The sequence below is a fragment of the Vibrio sp. St2 genome (assembly GCF_947311885.1).
Lineage (GTDB): Bacteria > Pseudomonadota > Gammaproteobacteria > Enterobacterales > Vibrionaceae > Vibrio > Vibrio coralliilyticus.
Genome location: NZ_CAMZNA010000011.1, coordinates 78538 through 100313, shown reverse-complemented (window position 1 = coordinate 100313; position 21776 = coordinate 78538). Strand labels below are relative to the sequence as shown.

Annotated in this window: 17 protein-coding genes; 13 read left to right on the top strand and 4 right to left on the bottom strand. The window is 47.2% G+C overall.

Features of this window, described 5'->3' with window-relative positions:
- Positions 1 to 2: 2 nt before the first annotated feature.
- Both ctaD and coxB read right to left on the bottom strand, forming a co-directional pair.
- Positions 3 to 1661, bottom strand: a complete 1659-nt coding sequence (gene ctaD / locus QMA41_RS22010) for a cytochrome c oxidase subunit I (protein WP_038157542.1) — start codon at positions 1659 to 1661, stop codon at positions 3 to 5.
- Entirely contained in the window at positions 1658 to 2812 is a 1155-nt protein-coding gene (gene coxB, locus QMA41_RS22005) for a cytochrome c oxidase subunit II (protein ID WP_281630628.1), read from the bottom strand. Before coxB ends, ctaD begins: the two co-directional genes overlap by 4 nt.
- A gap of 357 nt (positions 2813 to 3169) precedes the next feature.
- Here coxB and QMA41_RS22000 point away from each other — a divergent pair, with 357 nt between their 5' ends.
- The 4 genes from QMA41_RS22000 to QMA41_RS21985 all read left to right on the top strand — a co-directional run bounded on the left by QMA41_RS22000 (position 3170) and on the right by QMA41_RS21985 (position 7306).
- On the top strand, positions 3170 to 4879 hold the full coding sequence (locus QMA41_RS22000; protein WP_045985248.1) for a phospho-sugar mutase: 1710 nt from the start codon (positions 3170 to 3172) through the stop codon (positions 4877 to 4879).
- Positions 4880 to 5027: 148 nt separating this feature from the next.
- A complete protein-coding gene (locus tag QMA41_RS21995) occupies positions 5028 to 5927 on the top strand; it encodes a DMT family transporter (RefSeq protein WP_006960383.1) in 900 nt (299 codons plus the stop codon).
- Positions 5928 to 5988: 61 nt separating this feature from the next.
- Positions 5989 to 6720, top strand: coding sequence for a transporter substrate-binding domain-containing protein (locus QMA41_RS21990; RefSeq protein ID WP_281630627.1), 732 nt, complete (start codon positions 5989 to 5991; stop codon positions 6718 to 6720).
- 181 nt (positions 6721 to 6901) lie between these two features.
- Positions 6902 to 7306, top strand: a complete 405-nt coding sequence (locus QMA41_RS21985; RefSeq protein WP_281630626.1) for a hypothetical protein — start codon at positions 6902 to 6904, stop codon at positions 7304 to 7306.
- Positions 7307 to 7349: 43 nt separating this feature from the next.
- Here QMA41_RS21985 and QMA41_RS21980 read toward each other — a convergent pair whose 3' ends face one another.
- On the bottom strand, positions 7350 to 8183 hold the full coding sequence (locus tag QMA41_RS21980) for a pyruvate, water dikinase regulatory protein (protein WP_006960380.1): 834 nt from the start codon (positions 8181 to 8183) through the stop codon (positions 7350 to 7352).
- Positions 8184 to 8357: 174 nt separating this feature from the next.
- On the opposite strand from QMA41_RS21980, the gene ppsA reads away from it, so the two are divergent.
- From ppsA to QMA41_RS21965, 3 genes are all read left to right on the top strand, one after another.
- Complete coding sequence (gene ppsA / locus QMA41_RS21975; RefSeq protein ID WP_006960378.1) at positions 8358 to 10730, top strand: phosphoenolpyruvate synthase; 2373 nt, start codon at positions 8358 to 8360, stop codon at positions 10728 to 10730.
- Between the two features lie 471 nt (positions 10731 to 11201).
- Complete coding sequence (locus QMA41_RS21970) at positions 11202 to 12572, top strand: YjiH family protein (RefSeq protein WP_019275426.1); 1371 nt, start codon at positions 11202 to 11204, stop codon at positions 12570 to 12572.
- A gap of 131 nt (positions 12573 to 12703) precedes the next feature.
- The gene (locus QMA41_RS21965) at positions 12704 to 13039 is read left to right on the top strand and encodes a hypothetical protein (protein WP_019275425.1); all 336 of its coding nucleotides are present in this window, start codon (positions 12704 to 12706) and stop codon (positions 13037 to 13039) included.
- Between the two features lie 3 nt (positions 13040 to 13042).
- On the opposite strand, the gene QMA41_RS21960 is transcribed toward QMA41_RS21965, so the two are convergent.
- Positions 13043 to 13807 carry a ferredoxin--NADP reductase gene (locus QMA41_RS21960; protein WP_281630625.1) on the bottom strand — a complete coding sequence of 255 codons (765 nt, stop codon included), beginning with the start codon at positions 13805 to 13807 and terminating at the stop codon, positions 13043 to 13045.
- Positions 13808 to 13977: 170 nt separating this feature from the next.
- Between QMA41_RS21960 and QMA41_RS21955 the strand changes: the two genes are divergently transcribed.
- The 6 genes from QMA41_RS21955 to QMA41_RS21930 all read left to right on the top strand — a co-directional run bounded on the left by QMA41_RS21955 (position 13978) and on the right by QMA41_RS21930 (position 21760).
- The gene (locus QMA41_RS21955; protein ID WP_006960370.1) at positions 13978 to 14415 is read left to right on the top strand and encodes a thioesterase family protein; all 438 of its coding nucleotides are present in this window, start codon (positions 13978 to 13980) and stop codon (positions 14413 to 14415) included.
- Positions 14416 to 14483: 68 nt separating this feature from the next.
- Positions 14484 to 14861: a hypothetical protein gene (locus tag QMA41_RS21950; protein ID WP_019275422.1), complete on the top strand. Its 378-nt coding sequence runs from the start codon at positions 14484 to 14486 to the stop codon at positions 14859 to 14861.
- Between the two features lie 51 nt (positions 14862 to 14912).
- Positions 14913 to 16304, top strand: coding sequence for a TolC family protein (locus QMA41_RS21945; protein WP_281630624.1), 1392 nt, complete (start codon positions 14913 to 14915; stop codon positions 16302 to 16304).
- A gap of 10 nt (positions 16305 to 16314) precedes the next feature.
- Positions 16315 to 18021, top strand: a complete 1707-nt coding sequence (locus QMA41_RS21940; protein ID WP_281630623.1) for an efflux RND transporter periplasmic adaptor subunit — start codon at positions 16315 to 16317, stop codon at positions 18019 to 18021.
- A 2-nt stretch (positions 18022 to 18023) separates the two neighbouring features.
- A complete protein-coding gene (locus QMA41_RS21935; protein WP_281630622.1) occupies positions 18024 to 21152 on the top strand; it encodes an efflux RND transporter permease subunit in 3129 nt (1042 codons plus the stop codon).
- Between the two features lie 62 nt (positions 21153 to 21214).
- On the top strand, positions 21215 to 21760 hold the full coding sequence (locus tag QMA41_RS21930; RefSeq protein WP_019275418.1) for a cupredoxin family protein: 546 nt from the start codon (positions 21215 to 21217) through the stop codon (positions 21758 to 21760).
- Positions 21761 to 21776 lie beyond the last annotated feature (16 nt).

Sequence of the window (21776 nt, the reverse complement as noted above, 5' to 3'; positions counted from 1 at the left end):
CCTCAATCCACTTTCGGTGGGGTAGAGAATGTATGGTGCGGTGCTGGGCTTGGAACTGTCCACTCCAACCCTTCAGCACGATCCCACGGTTTTGCCTCAGCTTTTTCTCCTCCACGGATACATTTAATCACTAACCAGAGGAAAATGAGCTGAGACAAACCAAAGGCAAAACCACCAATCGACACTATCTGATTGATGTCGGCAAACTGAATCGCATAGTCAGGAATGCGTCGTGGCATCCCAGCTAAGCCAAGAAAATGCATCGGGAAGAATAAGACATTGACCGAAATCACTGAGCACCAGAAATGCCACAAGCTCAACTTATGGTCATACATATGCCCTGTCCATTTCGGTAACCAATAGTAAGCAGCGGCCATAATCGAGAATACCGCTCCTGAGACCAACACATAATGGAAATGCGCGACCACAAAATACGTATCGTGATACTGGAAGTCTGCAGGAACAATCGCCAGCATAAGACCGGAAAACCCACCGATGGTAAACAGAATAATGAAAGCAATGGCAAACAACATCGGTGTCTCGAATGTCATCGCACCCCGCCACATCGTAGCCACCCAGTTGAACACTTTGACCCCAGTGGGCACTGCAATCAGCATGGTGCAATACATAAAGAAGAGTTCGGCGAATACGGGCATCCCTGTTGTAAACATATGGTGTGCCCAAACCAAGAAGGACAACAGCGCGATACTACAAGTGGCGTACACCATAGAGTGGTAACCAAACAATTTTTTACCACTGAACGCTGGGATGATGGCCGACACAATACCAAACGAAGGCAAGATCATGATGTACACTTCGGGGTGACCGAAGAACCAGAAGATATGCTGGAACATCACAGGGTCACCACCACCCGCGGCATCAAAGAATGATGTGCCAAAATACTTGTCGGTGAGGACCATTGTCACGGCCCCAGCCAGCACAGGCATAACGGCAATCAACAAGAAAGCAGTAATCAACCAAGTCCAGACAAACATCGGCATCTTGAACCATGTCATCCCCGGCGCTCTCATATTGACGATAGTCACGATCACGTTGATCGCCCCCATGATCGAGCTAATCCCCATGATGTGTACTGAGAACACAAACAGCGCCGTACTGTCAGGCCCATAAGTCGTAGAAAGCGGCGCGTAGAAAGTCCAGCCGAAATCAGGGCCCCCACCTTCCGTAAATAACGAAGCTATCAGGATTAAGAACGCAAAAGGTAAGATCCAAAAACTGAGGTTGTTCATCCGTGGTAACGCCATGTCTGGCGCACCAATCATCATCGGAATCATCCAGTTGGCTAAACCAGTAAAGGCAGGCATGACCGCACCAAACACCATGATCAAGCCATGCACGGTCGTCATCTGGTTGAAGAATTGGGGCTCGACCAATTGCAGGCCAGGTTGGAACAACTCAGCGCGAATGATCATCGCCATGGCTCCACCGGTCAAGAACATAATGAAACTGAACCAAAGGTAAAGCGTCCCGATATCTTTGTGGTTGGTGGAATAAATCCAGCGAGCTATGCCAGAAGGCGCTTCGTGATGCTCATGATCATCAATGGCAATCGCACTGTTTGCTCTGCCTAACTCGGCATCAGCCGCTGGTGCTGATTTGACTGACTCAGAATTCATTGACTCAGGTTTGGACGTTTTCATTGCCCCTCCTTGGATGCCTTAAATGCATTCACATCGGATGCCTGCACCACATCACCCGTACTGTTTCCTAAACCGTTACGTTGGTACGTCACCACAGCCGCAATTTCTTTGTCCGAAAGCTGATTAGCAAAAGCCTGCATTGCAGTCCCTGCCCGGCCGTTAACCACCACATCAATATGAGTATCAACATCGCCCGTCGCGATCTTACTGCCTGTAATCGCAGGGAAAGCTCCCGGAATACCCGCGCCGTTCACCTGATGACAGACGGCACATCGGTCGACATAAACCTTCTCACCTATCGTCATCAGTTCTTCTTGCGATAGTGACGCGGTTAGAGATGCCGCCGCTTCTTGCTTCGCTTGTTCTATTTCGGCTTTTTTCGCCAATAGCCAAGCATCGTATTTATCTTCTTCCATGGCATGAACAACGACGGGCATGAACCCATGTGCTCGACCACATAGCTCTGCACACTGGCCGCGGTAAACACCGGGCTCATCAATGCGCGTCCACGCTTCGTTGATAAATCCTGGGATAGTGTCTTTCTTCACTGCAAAGTCAGGTACCCACCAAGAGTGAATTACATCATCGGAAGTCAGGAGGAATCGTACTTTTCGGTTGATTGGCAACACGAGAGGGTTATCAACTTCAAGAAGATAATGTGCGCCTTTTTCTTCTATACCATCAATGGCTTTTTGGCTGGTTGCTAACAAGCTGAAAAACTCAACGTCTTCTCCGAAGTAGCTGTAGTGCCACTTCCACTGGGAGCCTGTGACCTTAATCGTCAGATCGGATTGGGACGTATCTTCCATGGCGACAAGCGTACGAGTCGCCGGAATTGCCATGAGAACCAGAATGATGATGGGGATGACCGTCCAGATCACTTCCACTTTGGTACTTTCATGGAAGTTAGCCGCCACTGCCCCTTTTGATTTTCTGTGATGGTACATGGAATAGAACATCGCCCCGAATACCACGACGGCGATAGCGCAACAGATATAGAAAATCAGCATGTGTAAGTCATAAACTTCATTACTGATGCCTGTCACACCTCTGGTCATGTTCAAGGTGTTCTCTTCAGCGTTGACTGAAGTAGCAAAGCCAACAAACAACACATTGATCAGTTGCCACAGTGAAACCTGTAATCTTTTCAAAAGACCTCTCCTCTGCCTGAGGCATCATCTCTGATGATTTATCCAAGGCGCCCTTTAGCCTGAATGACGCAAAAAAGTCCTAGTGGGCCAAAGGGTGCGGAAAATTCCTTGTAAACAGCAAATTCGATGTAATTTGTTATAGTTATGTTAATAAAAGCTAGTTGGCGTTTACTAATTGTGCAAGAAAGTGCTAATGGAAATGTCGCTAATTTGAGCAGGTTAAATTGAAGATTGATCACAATAATTGGTTTAGCGATTGCGCTCTCGCAAATGATAATCAATATCACTTAATATCCATCCATTATTTCCCAAATGTCATACACTTGGGATAACGATAGTTAAAGGTAGAAATAAGTTATGATGGAACAAGTTACTCGTTGGTTGGAAAAAGATCCGGATCCACGTACTCGTGAAGAACTTCAACACTTGATTGATAAAGAGCAATATCAAGAATTAGCTGACCGATTTAGCCAGAGGTTGGAGTTTGGTACTGCTGGTTTACGAGGAAAAGTTGGCTGTGGTCCAAATCGAATGAACCGACTTGTTATTCAGGAAACGGCTACCGGGCTTGGTCATTATCTTATTAAGCACGTTCAAGATGCAGTAAAACGTGGCGTTGTCATTGGGTATGATGGGCGCCCAGATTCAAAGCAATTCGCTCATGATACCGCTTCTGTATTGACCTCTTTAGGCATCAAGGTATACCTGACACACGATGTTGCTGCGACACCTATCGCTGCATTTGGTGTTCGTCATTTTAATGCCGCCGCTGCTGTTGTCGTCACGGCCAGCCACAACCCACCAGAGTACAACGGCTTTAAAGTGTATTGGGAAAATGGCGCTCAAATCATTCCTCCTCATGACTCTGGTATTGCGGGAGAAATCGACGAAGCCGCCACAAAACCCATCCCTCTGATGAATCTTGATGATGCAGAAAAGCATGATCTTCTCGTGTGGCTTAAAGAAGACTACTACGAGACTTATCGCCAAACGATGAATGGCAACCCACTGCTGGCTAATCATCAACAGCCAGAAGCGGTTGGCGTAGCCTATACCGCAATGCATGGCGTGGGTGCTGACATGGCAGAAACACTGCTAAAAGATGCAGGCTTCACCAAAATCTACAGCGTTGCCGAACAACGTGAGCCAGATGGCTCTTTCCCGACAGTGAACTTCCCTAACCCTGAGGAAGCTGGTGCTATGGATATGGTGGTCGCGCTGGCGAAAGCTAATGACGCCGACATCGCGTGTGCCAATGATCCAGACGCAGACCGTTTTGCGGTCGCTGCTCGTCGACCTGATGGCGAATACCAGATGCTAACGGGCGATCAGGTGGGTTCTCTATTTGGCAACTACCTACTTAGCCATACTGATGCAACCAAACAGTTGATTGGTAATACTATCGTTTCTTCAACATTGCTTAAGAAGATTGCACTTTCTCATGGCGCTGAGTACTACCAAACTCTGACGGGTTTCAAATGGCTGACTAATATCGCCATGCAAAAACAAACCGCAGAGAAGCAATTCTTGTTCGCTTATGAAGAAGCATTAGGCTACACCGTGGGTAATAAAGTGTGGGATAAAGATGGCTTGTCTGCTTTGGTCGCTTTCTCTCAGCTAACCGCCGAGCTAAAGAGTCAGGGGAAAACGGTGTGGGATCAATTGGAAAGCATTTATCGCGAGCACGGTATGTACATCAATGCTCAGCATAGCACCGCGCTCGATCCAAAAGCACCACCTGTTGGAGACAAGCTACGAGCTGCGCAGCCAAATCAAATCGCGGGCCGTAAAGTCGAAGTGATTGAAGATTTGAAGTCTTCAACACGCACCTTTGCAGACGGAAAAACTGAATCTATTGACTTACCAGCCAGTGACGTTTTGATCTATCACCTATCTGGCGGTGCACGTGTCATCGTTCGTCCATCAGGCACGGAGCCTAAGCTGAAGTGCTATTACGAAGTCGTCGAAGCATTTGATGCAGCAGATAGCTTTTCCGTCGCGGAAGAAAAAGCTGAGCTAGCGCTGGATATGCTGATCAGTGAGCACCAAACAAGTTTGGATCACTAACGAGTCATCGTCTCGAAAGTACCTGTTTACAAAGCGGCTGGTTAGCCGCTTTTTCTATATCTCTACTCTTATTTCAATCCCCAAACACCTTCAAACTGACAAATATGTTAAAGTTTGGCTTCCACTTTCCTCTAGTGATTGAATCGTCATGAATACCGTTTTATCTGTCATCCCTGTTGGGGTGCGTTTTATGCTGCTTTCGGCGCTTGGCTTTGCCTTGATGTCGGCCTGCGTCAAATACGTGAGCAACTATGGTATTCCTGTGTTTGAAATTGTTGCCGCAAGGGCATTAGTTTCGCTGGTGATCAGTTACCTAGATGTCAAACGCAAGCGCATTTCAGTATGGGGGCACAATAAGCCCTTGTTAATGCTTCGCGGCGCAGTCGGCACGGTCGCTCTCATGTGTGTTTACTATTCAGTGACAACACTTCCACTAGCAGAAGCAACTATCCTCCAATATGTGCACCCTGTGTTTACTGCTTTACTTGGTGTGCTATTTCTCAAAGAGCGCATTCAGTTTTCGACTATGATCTGCATCGCGCTTTGTTTAGTGGGTTTAGGTGTGATGGTTCAGCCAAGCATGCAAACAGGCTCCAGCTCAGACTTACCGCTGTTTAGCGTGATGATGGCACTACTTGGTGCCTTTGGTAGCTCTATTGCTTATGTGATTGTCCGTCGATTAAGCCAGACAGAAGATAGCTCAGTGATTATTTTCTATTTTCCACTGATGGCACTACCAACCTCTATGATGTTGATAGGCGATGATTTTGTGTGGCCAAGTCTATTTTTGACCTTGATGCTGATCCTAGTTGGCGTCTTTACTCAGATAGGCCAATACGGGCTAACCAAAGCGATGCAGACTCAAGCCGCAGGCAAAGCCTCAGCCTATTCCTATGTGCAAATTGTATTTTCAGCCCTACTTGGTGCTTGGGTGTTCAACGAAATCCCATCCTATTGGACATATTTGGGTGGCTCGTTGATTGTCATTGGCGCATTAATCAACGTCTTTGGGCAACATTTGAAGCCACCGTTCCAACGGGCGAAATAGCTTCAAACCCTCTCAGGGTGTCTATACTTGTCATTAACGATGATAATGAAAACACCCCGCAATGAATTTACGAGTATGTTTTTGCTTTTTGATTCTGCTAACCAGCTCTAAAGCCCTCACCACGGAGATAGAACTCCGTGACGAACATCTTAGTATCTGCGGCGACTCTATCGACTGGCCTCCCTATACATACCTAGATGGAGAAGACGTTAAAGGCTTCGATCTCGAGGTTCTTAACGAGGTGTTGATACCTAAAAACATCACCTTCAATTTCACCATGACATCATGGACCCGCTGCCTTAAAGGTGCGAAGAGCGGTGAATTCCAAATTGCAGTCAGCGCTTCACACTCAGAAGAGCGTGCCAAGCACTACCTGTATACAACTTGGTACTATCACGTCACTCCCCACTACTTATATAAAAAGTCGAGATTTCCTCAAGGGCTAAACATTGATGGCGTCGCGGAGTTAGATCAATACAAGGTCTGTGGGATCCACGGCTACAACTATGGCGATTTCTGGCTTAAAAATGTTGACCAATACTCTCACAACATGCATGAACTTGTTACAGAACTCAAAGAACAAAGATGCGACGTTATTCTATCTTGGCAGGAGATACTCGAAGGAATTAAAAGCATTTGGGGTATTACTTACGTAAGTGAAGAGATCGAATCTAAGCCGATTCCAAATATGCCTAAGCATAAATTTTACATGTTGATTTCCAAACAATATGAACATGGTCCAGCTCTGCGGAATATCCTCGATAAAGGCTTGAGAAGATTCCAAACCAAATAAATATCGACCCGAACTTTCGCACTTAGCCCACCAATAATCCCAACAAGTGATATATAAAATTATTATCAAAAATATATAACTGACTGAACTTTGATAACTTTTTTCATCCAGCTCACTAATCTGCTCACCACAGCCCATGCAGCAGCATGCGGCGCTTTTACTCAACAACAGGAACAGATTAGTGAAAAAGTTATTACCTATACTGGCGCTGGCCGCAGTATCGTCAAACAGTATTGCCGCTGAAGACCCAAACATCTCCGTCGGCCTTGGTTATGATCAAGACCTGAGCGTCATCTTCGATCTTAATAGCACTTTTAGAATGACGGCAGGAAATGATGGCATGGCCATGGACTACGTATTTAAGCGTGGTGGCATAGAATCAGAAACCGATATCAACTGGTTTTTAGGCGCTGGTGGTTACTACGAATGGGATGATGACTTTGGTGCACGCCTACCACTAGGTGTTGAAGTTCACTTTGCAGACAAATGGGAAATCTATGCGCAGGTGCACCCAGAGTTAGGTATTAGTGACGGCTTGGATTTCGGTGTCGGAGCTTCATTTGGCGTCACGTACTCATTCAAATAAGTCGTTCGGGGCAGCCTGCATTCACTGCCCCGGCTTCTTTGATTTACAGTAGCCGTCTTCTCAGACCGGCTTTTTCAAGGATGCGGGTTGAAATCTCTTCTACCGACAACGATGAAGTATTGATATATGGAATGGCTTCACGTCGGAATAAAGCCTCAACACTTTCCAACTCGTTGATACACTGTTCTGTACTTGCATATTCACTGCCCGCCAAACGGTTCTCGCGAATTTCCGTCAATCTTTCAGGATCGATCGTCAGACCAAACAATTTATGGCGATGGATTTCGAATTCTGGCAGCAGTCTCAGACGACGAATATCTTCCTCAATGAATGGGTAGTTCACAACTCGCAGGCCAAATTGCATCGCCATGTAAAGGCTGGTTGGCGTTTTACCACTTCGAGAAACGCCCAACAATATAATGTCAGCCTCGTCCATTCCCTTGAGCGTAATGCCATCATCATGCGCTAAGGTGTATTCAATTGCTGCAATGCGGTCAAAGTAGGTGTCAGAATCTTTGCCTACACTGCGCGATCGCTGCAACTTCGGTTTTGGCTCCATCTGGATATCATCTTTAACCTGTTGGACGATACTCGCCAACACATCGTAACTGAATGCAGGGGCTTCCAATAGTTTCTGTTTGATCTCCGGTATAACGATGGAAAAAAACACTAAAGGCTTCACACCGCTCTCTTGGTAAGACTGTTCAATCTCTTTCAGTAGATCAGCTAATTTGTCTTCACTTTCGACAAACGGAAACGTTTTTTCGTTGGCGTTAAACGGGAATTGACCCAAAACAACATGGCCTAATGTCTCACATGTTATGGCTGTACCGTCAGAAACATAGAATACATCACGACTTTGAATATCAATTTGCATCTTTTATTTAAACTTTAAAATTCTTTTGAGTAGGATGGACACCATAATATCGATAATAAAACCCGGCTGACAATTACGCCCCCCACAGCTTTGAAAATTTGTTGAGAATTTTTTTGAGCCCATGCGTAATCGTTTGCCTATCCCTACAAAGCTGCAATGTTTCTGGAGAAAGACATGCAAAAGAACACCCTCTGGTTCAATAGCCTATCCATGGAAGATGTCGACAAGGTCGGCGGTAAAAACGCTTCACTTGGAGAAATGGTTTCAAATCTATCGAATGCTGGCGTTTCAGTACCGAATGGTTTTGCGACTACTTCTTACGCGTTTAACCAATTCCTTGATTATGAAGGTCTGGATGAACGAATCCACCAACTGCTCGATGAACTAGACGTTGAGGATGTAGAAGCTCTGCGCAAGACAGGTGCCACCATCCGTCAATGGGTTTTAGAAGCTCCCTTCCCTGCTGACCTAGAGCAGGATATTCGTAACGACTACCAAGAACTGATTGAAGGTAATACCGAGCTTTCAGTCGCCGTTCGATCTTCAGCAACTGCTGAGGACTTGCCGGATGCCTCATTCGCGGGCCAGCAAGAAACGTTTCTTAACGTAAAAGGTATCGATGCTGTACTTGAAGCAACGAAACACGTTTACGCATCTCTGTTTAATGACCGCGCTATCTCCTACCGTGTGCACCAAGGTTTTGACCACCGTGGTATCTCGCTGTCTGCGGGTATCCAACGCATGGTGCGCTCAGATAAAGCCTCTTCAGGTGTTATGTTCACCTTAGACACTGAATCTGGCTTTGATCAGGTTGTGTTCATCACTTCCTCTTGGGGTCTAGGGGAAATGGTCGTTCAGGGTGCAGTAAACCCGGACGAGTTCTACGTTCACAAGCCAATGCTTGAAGCGGGTCAGCATCCGATTGTTAAGAAGACGTTCGGTTCTAAACTTATCAAGATGATCTACTCGACCAATCAAGAAATTGGTAAGCAAGTCGATATTATTGATACCTCAGCACAAGAGCGTGAGCAGTTCTCTCTTAATGACGAAGAGATCAAAGAACTGGCAAAACAAGCGATGATCATCGAAAAGCACTACCAGCGTCCGATGGATATCGAGTGGGCGAAAGATGGCATTGATGGCAAGCTTTACATTGTTCAAGCTCGCCCAGAAACAGTATGTTCTCAAAGCGAACAGAACGTGATTGAGCGTTACGAGCTGAACAACAAAGCAGAAGTTTTGGTCGAAGGCCGTGCTATCGGTCAGCGTATCGGCTCTGGCCCAGTACGTCTGGTTGACTCGTTAGACCAAATGTCTTTGGTTCAAGATGGCGATGTACTGGTCACTGACATGACTGACCCAGATTGGGAACCAGTGATGAAGAAGGCCTCGGCAATCGTCACTAACCGTGGTGGCCGTACTTGTCACGCAGCCATCATCGCGCGTGAGCTCGGCATTCCAGCAATCGTTGGTTGTGGCGATGCCACATCAAAGCTGACAGACGGAGCTACCGTTACTGTCTCTTGTTCTGAAGGTGAGACAGGTTACGTTTATCAAGGTGAGTTGGACTTCGAAGTGAAGCGTTCTGCGGTTGATGAACTACCACTTCTACCAACTAAAGTGATGATGAACGTCGGTAACCCAGATCGTGCATTCGACTTCGCGCAGATTCCAAACGAAGGTGTTGGCTTGGCGCGTCTGGAATTCATCATCAACAAGATGATTGGTATTCATCCGAAAGCACTGCTGAACTTCGATGCACAAAGTGACGAGCTAAAAGCAGAAATCACTCAGCGTATCCGTGGCTACAAAGATCCTATCGATTTCTACGTCAGCAAGCTGACTGAAGGTATCGCGACTATCGCTGCGGCATTCTGGCCAAAACGTGTCATCGTTCGTATGTCTGACTTTAAGTCCAATGAGTACAGCAACCTGGTTGGCGGCAAAGGATACGAACCGCACGAAGAAAACCCTATGCTGGGCTTCCGTGGTGCGTCACGTTATATCTCACCTGTTTTTGAAGACTGCTTCGAGCTAGAAACTCAGGCGATTAAGCGTGTTCGTAATGAGATGGGTCTGAAGAACGTTGAAATCATGATCCCATTTGTGCGTACTCCGAGCGAAGCGGCATCGGTTATCGATCTTCTTGCGAAGTTCGACCTGCGCCGTGGTGATCAGGGTCTGAAAGTCATCATGATGTGTGAACTACCGTCTAATGCCGTGCTGGCAGACGAGTTCCTCAAGTACTTTGACGGTTTCTCAATCGGTTCTAACGATATGACTCAGCTAACGCTGGGCCTAGACCGAGATTCCGGCGACGTAGCTCACCTGTTTGACGAGCGTAACCCTGCTGTTAAAGCCATGCTGCAAATGGCTATCGATGCTGCGACTAAAGCTGGTAAATACGTCGGTATTTGTGGTCAGGGTCCATCTGACCATGATGATCTGGCTGAATGGCTAATGGAGCAAGGTATCAGCTCTGTGTCACTTAACCCAGATACTGTGATTGATACTTGGCTGAAACTTGGTCAGGTAAGCGGCAAATAAAAGCGGCGCGATAACTGAGTAAAAACCGCCTAGTCTGACTGGGCGGTTTTTTTGTTTTCACGATTAAATCGCTGACTTTATTCTCTCAAAATGTCTATTTATCCGATTTCGACATTTTTCTCTCTACCCACTTTATTACACCTAAAAACGCTCAACGCCTTGCCCTGCCTAGCGACTCAATACTGAATTTATGAGTCCTACCTCTATTATTCAAAATAAAAATAAAGACCACACACAGTTCACGGTTGCAACATAATTTCAATCAAATTAACATCAGCAAAACAAAAATCCACCATTGAACGAAAATAGCACATTTAATCATGAATATTTAGCGGTTTTTATTGAATAGTATTGCAAAGGTATTCGAAAGACAGTAGGCTTGCGCCCGATGATTAAATGCAGATGTATAGTGAATATATATGCCAGGTGGATTGGCCTATCATATTGACTAGTAGTAACACGAGAATTGTAATGCAGAATAACGCTCAATCTATCAAACAGACGAAAGGTAAAGGCAACTTTTGGATGTTCTTTATCCCTTCTTTACTGGGTCTGTTTCTTTTCATGGCGCCGATTAGCTATGACGGTGATATCACCATCCCAGTTGCCGTTCTGGCAAAATCCATCCAAGCTGTATTTGGTGATCACCTTGTAGGCATGGTCACCTCTATCATCTTATTTATGGCGGCAACATCATTGCTATGTCGTATTAAGAACCCTGCATTTATTGCTAACAGTCCGTTTTTGAACAGCCTGTTTAACCCAAGCCCTCTTTGGTTGGCAGTGCGTGTTATTGGTGGTCTTGCTGTTGCGATGACCTTCTTCCAGGTCGGCCCTGAAGCTGTATGGGAAGAAAATACTGGCGGCCTAGTACTAGAAGGCTTGTTACCAACGCTATTCTCAGTATTTATCTTTGCGGGTCTACTACTCCCACTGCTACTTAACTTTGGCTTGCTAGAGCTGTTTGGCACGTTGCTAAGTAAAGTGATGCGTCCAGTATTTAACTTACCTGGCCGCAGTGCTATCGACTGTATGGCTTCTTGGCTTGGCGATGGCTCAGTCGGTATCCTGCTGACCAGCAAGCAATACGAAAACAAATTCTACACACAGCGTGAAGCGGCTGTCGTAGGTACCACGTTCTCAGCAGTATCCATCACGTTCAGCTTGGTTGTTCTTGCTCAAGTTGAACTGGAACACTTGTTCTTACCTTTCTACGGTGCAATCTGTCTGGCAGGTATTGTCGCGGCGATCATCATCCCTCGCTTACCTCCTCTAAGCATGAAGAAAGACACTTTCATCGATGGTACCGAACCAGCAAAAGATGCCGATGCTGTTCCTGCTGGTCACACAAGCGTGTCTTGGGGTATGGAGCTGGCACTAGCGAAAGCGAGCCAAGTAAAATCATTTAAAGATGTCTTTGGTGAAGGCGTGCGTAACGCAGTAGACATGGTATTTGGCGTGCTGCCTGTAGTAATGGGCCTAGGTACGATTGCTCTAGTGATTGCTGAGTACACGTCGGTGTTTAGCTTCCTAGGTCAACCATTCATCCCATTCCTTGAGCTATTAGGCATCCCAGAAGCAGCAGCGGCCTCTGAAACTATCGTGGTTGGTTTTGCTGACATGTTTATCCCAGCGATTCTAGCGTCGTCTATTGATAACGAAATGACACGTTTCGTCATCGCTGCTATGTCTGTCACTCAGCTGATTTACATGTCTGAAGTTGGCGCGCTGCTACTTGGTAGCCGAATCCCAGTGAACATCTTTGAACTGTTTGCCATCTTCATTCTACGTACCTTGATCACACTGCCTGTGATTGCTGGTATTGCTCATCTGATTTTCTAATTTCAGATTACGAATCAATCTTTTTTCGAAGGCCCTTTCAGGGCCTTTGTTTTACCTGCCAACCTAGATCAGCAAAATAAAGTCTCTTACCTATACTTAAGTTAATTTGAGAGGTGGTAAAGGAGGGAGAGATGAGCCCTTTACTTTTGCACGTGCTATTGCTGACAACGCCCGCACCAACAGTCGATGCGAGCTCTTTGCCTTTGAAATGTCGCCTACTCCATACTGCTGACAACTTTTGGTTTTATCGCGAGCAGATGGTGTATGAAAGCGATCAGTTTGTGATCTTCCAAAACTTTAAAGGCCGGGTTGTCACTCAAGTGGATTTAAAAACCAATGAGTTGATCAGAACAACCTACATTGGCGAACCTTACGATCCTAAATATCAAATCCTGCTTGGATTATGTGATAAAACCAAGCACACGGTTGAAATGTGGAAACTCAAACAAGTTCCCTACGATAATTGAGCCCTACCAGTAGCGCTCAAAGGTGATGTTGCCTCCCGTCGCTCGACGGAATTTTTCTAACCCAAACCCTTGCAGAGTCTTGGTGGTCTCTTTGATCATTTCTGGGTTTCCGCACAGCATGACAAAGCTGTTCTCCCGAGTGAGCTCTGCCTGTGCTCTTTCTTGAATCTCACGTTGATCCAACAGCTGAGGAATGCGGCCATATAACGTATTTGGATGTTGCTCTCTCGACACAACAGGCACATAACTCAGGCGACCTTCATATTGGTCAACTAACTGCTCAATCAAGTAGCGGTAGACCAAATCTTTCTCATGCCTAACGCCATGTACTAAAACAATTTTTTCATATCCGGGGCGAACATTAATGTCATCAAGTAGCGATAGGAAAGGACCAATACCCGTCCCCGTTGAAAGCAACCATAAGTCCTGAGTCGATTTAGGAATAGAACTCAAAATCAAATCACCATAGGCGGCAGCGCCTACGTATACCGAGTCTCCCTCTTTCAAGTACTGCAGTTTTGGCGTCAGTTTGCCTTCAGGGTTCGAAACAATCAGAAATTCCAGCATATCGCTGCTGTTGAGTGGTGCGTTGACGACTGAATACGCTCGGCTGATCAATTGGCCGTCGTCGTCATACAGGGCCAGCTTAGTAAATTGGCCCGCTTTAAAGGTGAGAGGCGCGCCGGTAAGACGTAAACTGAATAGCTCTGACGTCCAGTCAGTGCGCTTATCTACTTTGGCGAGATTAAAACCATCGGGTGCGGTCATTGCAGATCCTCCATCAGGTTACCTCTTTAAAACCTACTCCTCTGATCTTTATAAGTAAAGACGGGCCTTTACTTAGTCATTAAAGATCACATTTTGATAACATTTTCACAAAACCACTTGATTCAGCATTAGAATAAAAGCTCTTTTAAAAACCAATGCAAGGAACACGCATGGAATCGTTACTGAAAGACTTTCCGGTCATCACAGAAATTCCGGTCGCTTGGGGTGAAATGGATGCTCTCCAACACGTCAATAATGTGGTTTACTTTCGCTACTTTGAAACCGCAAGACTCGACTACTTTGAGCACATCAATCTTCTCGTCAACCTAAGCCAAAGCCATATCGGCCCTGTATTGGGCGAAACAAGCTGCCGCTATAAAATGCCCATTACCTATCCAGACACTCTGATGATAGGCTCTAAAGTCGTCGACATTCAGGAAGACAGATTCACTATGGAGTATCAGGTTGTGAGCAAGAAAGTCGGTAAAGTCAGTACCGTAGGGCGCGCCACCTGTGTGATGTTTGATTTTAAAAACAATTGCAAAGCAAACTTACCAGAGCAAATCAAACAGTCCATTTTAAATTTAGAAGCGACGGCAGAATCCTAATACACCGCTTGACCTTCCCCCTAGGGGAAGCTTTATGCTAGCCAAGTTATCGTCATTTTAGGTTACGTATGGGCTTCCCTTCGATTCGTAAGTACTGGATTCTATTTATCAGCATGAGCGCCATGTTGGTATCCAGTTTTGCTACTAGCGAAACCCTAATGACGTTCGAAATGCTCAGCGATTCCGGTAGCAAGCAGGCTCACTGTGGCATGGCAATGAACATGAGCCCAGCGCTGACAGACTCTTCAATCCCTTCAGATCATTGTGAAACCAGTGAAGAGATGGTTCATAACTGTTGTAGCGTGATGTGCGCAACGGTTTTTGCCCCCATTCCCCGAATTGATAAACCTCTACTAATCTCAACTCAGTTGGCTCTGATCCATTCAGATGTCCAAGGTCAGGTCATTACCCGTTTAAGCTCACTCTATCGCCCTCCGATAGCGTAATCCGTTCTCTGTTATCGACTCCCAGCCTATTGCTTTGGGAGATGGTTTTTCGTGCCTGTCAGGCACTCGGAAACGGACAATAAAGTGAAAATCAAACCAAGGATTCTGGCGCTTTCTGTCAGCGCCGCGGTCTGGTTTGCGCCTGTATCAGCAAGCAACTTGCAAGAGCAGACTCACCAGCCGCAAGCCGTGCTATCACAATTGATCAGCATGGCACTCAACAACGACAGCAATCGAAAGCAATATTTTGCTCAGTCACAAGCTTTGCGCGAGACCAGCGTTGCCAGTGCCACGCTAATGGACCCCAAAATCAAAGTTGGCTTCGGTGGCCTAACTGTAGACAGCTTCAAATTCGACGAAGATCCGATGACGAACATTTCCGTCGGATTGATGCAACAATTTGAGCGTGGTTCGACACTGGAGTTACAACAAAAGAAAAGCAATCAACAAGCGGATGGCGTCGGTTTACAAATTGATGCCCGAGAACTGGATGTCATTAACAGCATGACCCAACTCTGGCTTGAACTGGGTTATCAGCAGCAGGCGAAAACCATCATGCTGGAAAATCGTCGTTTGCTTAAAGAAATGGAGAGCTTCATTCAGACCAACTATTCGATTGGTAAAAGCGAAGCTCAGGATCTGCTCAATGCTCAGCTTCAAGTAAGCAAACTGGATGAAAAACTTCAGGCTAATCAGCAGATGCAACAGCGCTTGATGGCCCAGCTTTCAGAATGGTTGGGAGCCAATTGGTCTGAACAGATTCAGAACGTCAGCGCATCCAATCAGCTTAACTGGGCCAAGCTCGACCAACAGCTGAACGAGAACCTGGCAAACTCCGAGTATTACCAGCAGCTCAGCCTGCACCCAATGGTACAAATGGCCAGCCAAACCATATCCACTTCCGAAACTGAGGTTGAAATTGCACAGCAGGCTTATCAACCTCAGTTTGGCGTTGAAGTCATGTACGCCTACCGTCAGGCCAACGGCATGATGGGAGAACCTGCATCAGACCTAGTTAGTGCCTATCTAACCATGGACATTCCTCTGTTCACGGGAAACCGTCAGGACAGAAATCTCGCTGCGGCCCAATATCAGGTCGGCGCGGCCAAGTCCCAGAAAGACACGTTACTGGCTCAGATGAATGCCAAAGTCAACGCCTTACTTGTCGACCGAACCAATTTAGCCCAACGACTAGAACGGTATCAGTCCACCCTTCTTCCTCAGGCCAACGCACGAATTCGTGCGGTTGAGCGAGGTTATCAGAACAACACGTCTCAGTTTAACGATGTCATTACGGCCTCTGCCGATGAACTTGCTCTGCAACTCGAACAGCAACGTCTGATTGCAGATTTAAACATTGTGAACAGCAACTTAGCTGCCCTACTGGACGGTTTTGATTATCAAGTTGAGCCAGTCACTTTGGCTCAAGGCGAACAAGAATAAGGTATCTGACATGAAAACATTACAAATCGCTGCTATCGCTCTGTTGGTAGGAGGCGCGCTGGGCTATTCCGCTAATCATTTCCTAGCCGGATCTAGCATGGGAATGGACGCCAAGGCTGAGTCTGGTTCTTCTGATTCTGCTGAACCTCTCTACTGGGTTGCTCCGATGGACCCGAACTACAAGCGAGATAAGCCCGGTAAGTCACCAATGGGCATGGACTTAATTCCAGTTTACGCCGAAGACATGGCGGGAGAACAAGATAAGCCCGGAACCATTACGATTGATCCTTCGGTAGAAAACAACCTCGGCGTCAAGTCCGAACCCGTTACCCTAGAACCTCTCTCGCCTCGCATTGAAACGGTCGGTTACATCGCGTTTGATGAAAGCCAGCTGTGGCAAACCAACGTACGCGTCGCGGGTTGGGTTGAAAAACTGTTCATCAATGCGATCGGTGAAAAAGTCAACAAAGGCGATGTGCTGTTTACGCTCTATTCACCTGAGTTGGTGAAAGCGCAGGAAGAGTTACTTAATGCCTCCCGAACAGGCCGAACCGGCTTAGTCAAAGGTGCCACTGAACGACTCGTGACACTAGGTGTAGACCGTGCACAGATTAAAGCGATTCTAAAACGCGGTAAAGCGTCACAGACGATAGAAATAAAGGCCCCGGCTAACGGTGTGATTGCAAGTTTGAGCATTCGCGAAGGGGGTTATTTGTCACCCGCGCAAGCAGTGATCAGCGCTGGCCCACTGAACAATGTTTGGGTAGACGCAGAAGTGTTCGAACGTCAGGCGCAATGGATTAAAGCTGGCAGTGAAGCTTCGATGACATTAGATGCCATTCCGGGCAACGAATGGCAGGGTAACGTCGACTACGTCTACCCGATTCTCGATCCTAATACTCGTACTCTGCGCGTCAGACTTAAATTCCCTAACCCGGATGGCGAGCTCAAACCCAATATGTTCGCCAACATTGCTCTTCAACCTGTCAGTGAAGAGTCGGTACTGACTATTCCTAAATCTGCAGTGATACGTTCAGGCGGCATGGCTCGCATTGTGCTGTCAGAAGGTGAAGGCAAATATCGTTCTGCTCGCATCGAAACAGGCCGCGAAGCCGGAGATCGGGTTGAAGTTTTGCAGGGCTTAACCCAAGACGATCAAGTGGTGACTTCCGCACACTTTATGCTCGATTCTGAATCCAGCCAGTCTGCCGACCTTGCGCGCATTAATGGTGTTGAGCCAGATGAGGAGACCGTTTGGGCGAAGGGAGAGATCACCGACGTCATGGCTGATCATGGCATGTTGACGATCAACCACCAGCCAGTACCAGAATGGGATTGGCCGGGCATGGTCATGAATTTTACTCTTGCTAAAGAAGTCGATGCGAGTGCATTCACAACAGGTCAAAGCATAGAGTTTGAAATGCAAAAAACCGAGTCTGGCCAGTACGAAATCGTCGACTACAAAGTGGATGACTCTGTTGTTGCTGGCGAGCTTTGGTTGCAAGGCGATATTTCTATGCTGATGGCCGACTTTGGCATGATCACCTTAAACCATCTCCCTGTCGCAGAGTGGAACTGGCAGGCCGGTGAGATGAACTTCTCCGTTGGCGATGAAGTGGATCTATCGGGTTTTGAGGAAGGTCAGCGCGTTCGATTTCTAGTGGAACGACAAGGTGCAGATTACCTGCTCAAGCAATTGGCAACGGATGAGGGTTAACGATGATCAATGCAATTATCCGTTGGTCAATCAGTAATAGACTCCTAGTATTGATTGCCACCTTAGCTATTGTTTTGGCTGGCCTTTACAGTGTAAAAAACACACCTGTAGACGCTATTCCTGACTTATCGGATGTTCAGGTTATCATCAAAACCAGCTATCCGGGTCAAGCACCTCAGGTTGTCGAGGATCAGGTCACTTATCCATTAACCACTGCCATGTTGGCTGTACCCGGTGCAGAAACCGTCAGGGGATACTCTTTCTTTGGGGATTCCTATGTCTACATCATCTTTAATGATGACACCGATATGTACTGGGCCCGCTCGCGCGTGCTGGAGTATCTCAGCCAAGTCGCACCAAACCTGCCATCAAACGCTAAACCAACGCTGGGGCCCGATGCCACTGGGGTTGGCTGGGTTTACAGCTATGTTCTTCAGGATAAAACCGGACAGCACGATTTAGCCCAGCTACGCAGCTTGCAGGATTGGTTCCTCAAATACGAACTCCAAACCGTTGATGGAGTATCGGAAGTCGCCACTGTAGGTGGTATGGTCAAGCAGTATCAGGTCCAGATTGACCCCGCCAAACTGCGTGCTTACAACCTGACATTACAGCAGGTAAACAACGCAATTCAAAACGGCAATCAGGAGACAGGTGCCTCCGTGATTGAGGTCGCCGAAGCAGAACATATGGTGCGAACTACTGGCTACCTGACTAGCATCGAAGATATCCGCTCACTGCCACTTAAGGTAACCGAAAAAGGCACCCCGCTTCTGTTGGGTGATGTCGCGGATATTAACCTTGGCCCACAAATGCGTCGTGGTATTTCTGAACTCAACGGGGAAGGGGAAGCCGTTGGTGGCGTGATCGTGATGCGCTTCGGAGAAAATGCCAGTGAAGTGATCGCCAAAACCAAAGCCAAACTGACCGAGCTGCAACGCAGCTTGCCTGAGGGAGTCGAAATCGTACCAACGTATGACCGCTCTACGTTGATCGACTCTGCGGTAGAAAACTTATGGAAGAAACTGGCTGAAGAGTTCATCGTGGTTGCGATTGTCTGTGCTTTGTTCCTGTTCCATATCCGCTCATCTCTGGTTATCGCTTTGAGCTTACCAGTGGGTATTCTGACTGCGTTTGTGATCATGCACTGGCAAGGGATTAACGCCAACATCATGTCATTGGGCGGTATTGCCATCGCCATTGGAGCCATGGTCGATGGCGCAATCGTGATGATTGAAAACGTTCACAAACACATTGAACGGACTCCGTTCACTGATAAAAACCGCTGGCAAGTCATTGGCAAGGCCGCAGAGGAAGTTGGCGCACCGCTGTTCTTTTCTCTGTTAATCATCACGTTGAGCTTTGTCCCTGTCTTCGCCTTGGAAGGTCAGGAGGGCAAAATGTTTTCGCCACTGGCATTTACCAAAACCTACGCCATGGCAGCGTCTGCTGGCTTAGCGATTACGCTAGTGCCTGTTCTGATGGGCTATTTCATTCGTGGCAAAGTGCTCCCAGAACACAAAAACCCAGTCAACAAAGGGTTAGTCTCGCTTTACAAACCCTTGCTCAACCTGAGCCTGAACTACCCTAAAACCATGATCGTCATTGCGATGGGACTTATGGCATCGGCTTACTACCCAACCAGTAAGCTTGGCAGCGAATTCATTCCTCCACTCGATGAGGGTGATTTGATGTACATGCCGACCACCTATCCGGGCATCTCGATTGGTAAAGCACGCGAGCTTTTACAGCAAACCAATAAGCTGATTAAAAGCGTCCCTGAAGTTGAAACGGTATGGGGGAAAATCGGACGCGCCGAAACCGCAACCGACCCAGCACCGCTGACCATGATTGAAACCGTCATACAGCTAAAACCTCGCGAACAATGGCGTGAAGGTGTAACCACCGAATCGCTGCGCAAAGAGTTTGACGATCTAGTGCAGTTCCCCGGGCTAACCAATGCGTGGGTCATGCCAATCAAAACCCGCATCGACATGCTGGCAACCGGCATTAAAACACCAATTGGGATCAAAATCGCAGGCCCTGACCTTAACGTCATTGAACAGATCGGTGCTGAACTGGAGCCTATTCTCAATCAGGTCAATGGTACGGCGTCTGTTTATGCCGAGCGTGTCGCAGGAGGACGATACGTCACTATCGATATTAAGCGTCGCTCTGCCGCTCGCTATGGCCTCAATATAAAAGATGTGCAACGCGTGATATCCACTGCAGTAGGAGGCATGAACGTTGGGGAAACCATAGAAGGGCTGGAACGCTACCCGATTAATGTTCGATACCCACAGGACTACCGTGATTCAGTGGTGAAATTACAGAACCTACCTCTGGTTACCCCAAATGGTGCTCGTATCGCACTGGCTGATGTGGCTGATATTCGTTACGAAGACGGCCCACCGATGATCAAAACAGAAAACGCTCGCCCTAATGGCTGGGTATTCGTTGATATCGATGGACGAGACCTCGGTTCGTACGTTGCCGAAGCACAGCAAGTCGTGGCTGATCAGCTCAATCTGCCCGCTGGCTATTCTCTGGCTTGGTCAGGTCAGTATGAATATATGGAACGCGCGAAAGAACGCTTAAGTGTCGTGGTACCGATAACTCTGGCGATCATTATGCTGCTGCTTTACTTCAGCTTCCGTCGCATTGGCGAAGTGCTAATCATTATGATGACTCTCCCTCTCGCGATGGTGGGTGGCTTATGGCTGATGCACTACCTCGGCTATAACTTCTCGATTGCCGTTGGGGTCGGCTTTATTGCCCTCGCGGGTGTCGCCGTCGAAATTGGCGTCATCATGCTGGTGTATCTCAACCAAGCCTGGCACTACAAAAAGCTGGATGCCCAAGAGCAGAACCACTCCATTACTTCCGATGATCTGTCGATGGCAATTCGAGACGGCGCAGGCCTCAGAGTTCGACCTGTGATGATGACAGTTCTGACCGTCATCATTGGTCTTGTACCGATCATGTACGGCGAAGGTACGGGCTCTGAAGTCATGCAACGAATCGCCGCCCCTATGATTGGTGGAATGGCATCGGCGCTGCTACTCACGCTTCTGGTACTACCGGCCATTTTCAAATTGTGGAAACAAAGAGAAATCTCACGTCACTCATAACCATAGAACCATGTCCCCGTAGCTCAGCGCTTCGGGGCACCCTACTACTTAAGGAAACAATGATGAAAAAAACAATTCTGGCACTTGCACTCACTTTGGCTAGCACTCAAATTCTCGCTCAAATGGATCACTCATCCATGGATCATTCCAAAATGAATATGGAAGGTATGGACCATTCGAAAATGATGGGCGATATGAAAGGGATGGACCACTCACAAATGAATATGGACGAGATGTCCGATGTCGGTATGCCTGCCAAAGGAGCTAAACCGGACAAAGTGGTCCACGTGATCCTAGACGATGATATGAGCATTACATTCAAAAAAGAGGTGGATATAGAGCCGAATGACGTGGTCCAGTTTGTGGTTATGAACAAAGGGAAAATCGACCATGAGTTTTCCATTGGCTCAGCACAAGAGCAACTCAAGCACCGTGAGATGATGAAGAAAATGGGCAACCACGCTCATGATTCTGGCAGTACAGTGACGGTTGCTCCGGGCAAAGCCAAGCAGTTACTGTGGCATTTCCATGGTGACAACAACGTTGAGTTTGCCTGCAATATCCCAGGCCATGCTGAAGCTGGCATGGTCAAATCAGCGGTATTGTAACGCTCCCAAGCCTGCC

What these genes read in the sequence shown, in the direction of transcription:
- QMA41_RS21965 (WP_019275425.1), top strand. Translation starts at nt 12,704, where the DNA reads ATGAGCCCTTTACTTTTGCACGTGCTATTGCTGACAACGCCCGCACCA.
- QMA41_RS21990 (WP_281630627.1), top strand. Translation starts at nt 5,989, where the DNA reads ATGAATTTACGAGTATGTTTTTGCTTTTTGATTCTGCTAACCAGCTCT.
- QMA41_RS21935 (WP_281630622.1), top strand. Translation starts at nt 18,024, where the DNA reads ATGATCAATGCAATTATCCGTTGGTCAATCAGTAATAGACTCCTAGTA.
- QMA41_RS21940 (WP_281630623.1), top strand. Translation starts at nt 16,315, where the DNA reads ATGAAAACATTACAAATCGCTGCTATCGCTCTGTTGGTAGGAGGCGCG.
- ppsA (WP_006960378.1), top strand. Translation starts at nt 8,358, where the DNA reads ATGCAAAAGAACACCCTCTGGTTCAATAGCCTATCCATGGAAGATGTC.
- QMA41_RS22000 (WP_045985248.1), top strand. Translation starts at nt 3,170, where the DNA reads ATGATGGAACAAGTTACTCGTTGGTTGGAAAAAGATCCGGATCCACGT.
- QMA41_RS21995 (WP_006960383.1), top strand. Translation starts at nt 5,028, where the DNA reads ATGAATACCGTTTTATCTGTCATCCCTGTTGGGGTGCGTTTTATGCTG.
- QMA41_RS21980 (WP_006960380.1), bottom strand. Translation starts at nt 8,183, where the DNA reads ATGCAAATTGATATTCAAAGTCGTGATGTATTCTATGTTTCTGACGGT.
- ctaD (WP_038157542.1), bottom strand. Translation starts at nt 1,661, where the DNA reads ATGAAAACGTCCAAACCTGAGTCAATGAATTCTGAGTCAGTCAAATCA.
- QMA41_RS21930 (WP_019275418.1), top strand. Translation starts at nt 21,215, where the DNA reads ATGAAAAAAACAATTCTGGCACTTGCACTCACTTTGGCTAGCACTCAA.
- QMA41_RS21955 (WP_006960370.1), top strand. Translation starts at nt 13,978, where the DNA reads ATGGAATCGTTACTGAAAGACTTTCCGGTCATCACAGAAATTCCGGTC.
- QMA41_RS21950 (WP_019275422.1), top strand. Translation starts at nt 14,484, where the DNA reads ATGGGCTTCCCTTCGATTCGTAAGTACTGGATTCTATTTATCAGCATG.
- QMA41_RS21970 (WP_019275426.1), top strand. Translation starts at nt 11,202, where the DNA reads ATGCAGAATAACGCTCAATCTATCAAACAGACGAAAGGTAAAGGCAAC.
- QMA41_RS21960 (WP_281630625.1), bottom strand. Translation starts at nt 13,807, where the DNA reads ATGACCGCACCCGATGGTTTTAATCTCGCCAAAGTAGATAAGCGCACT.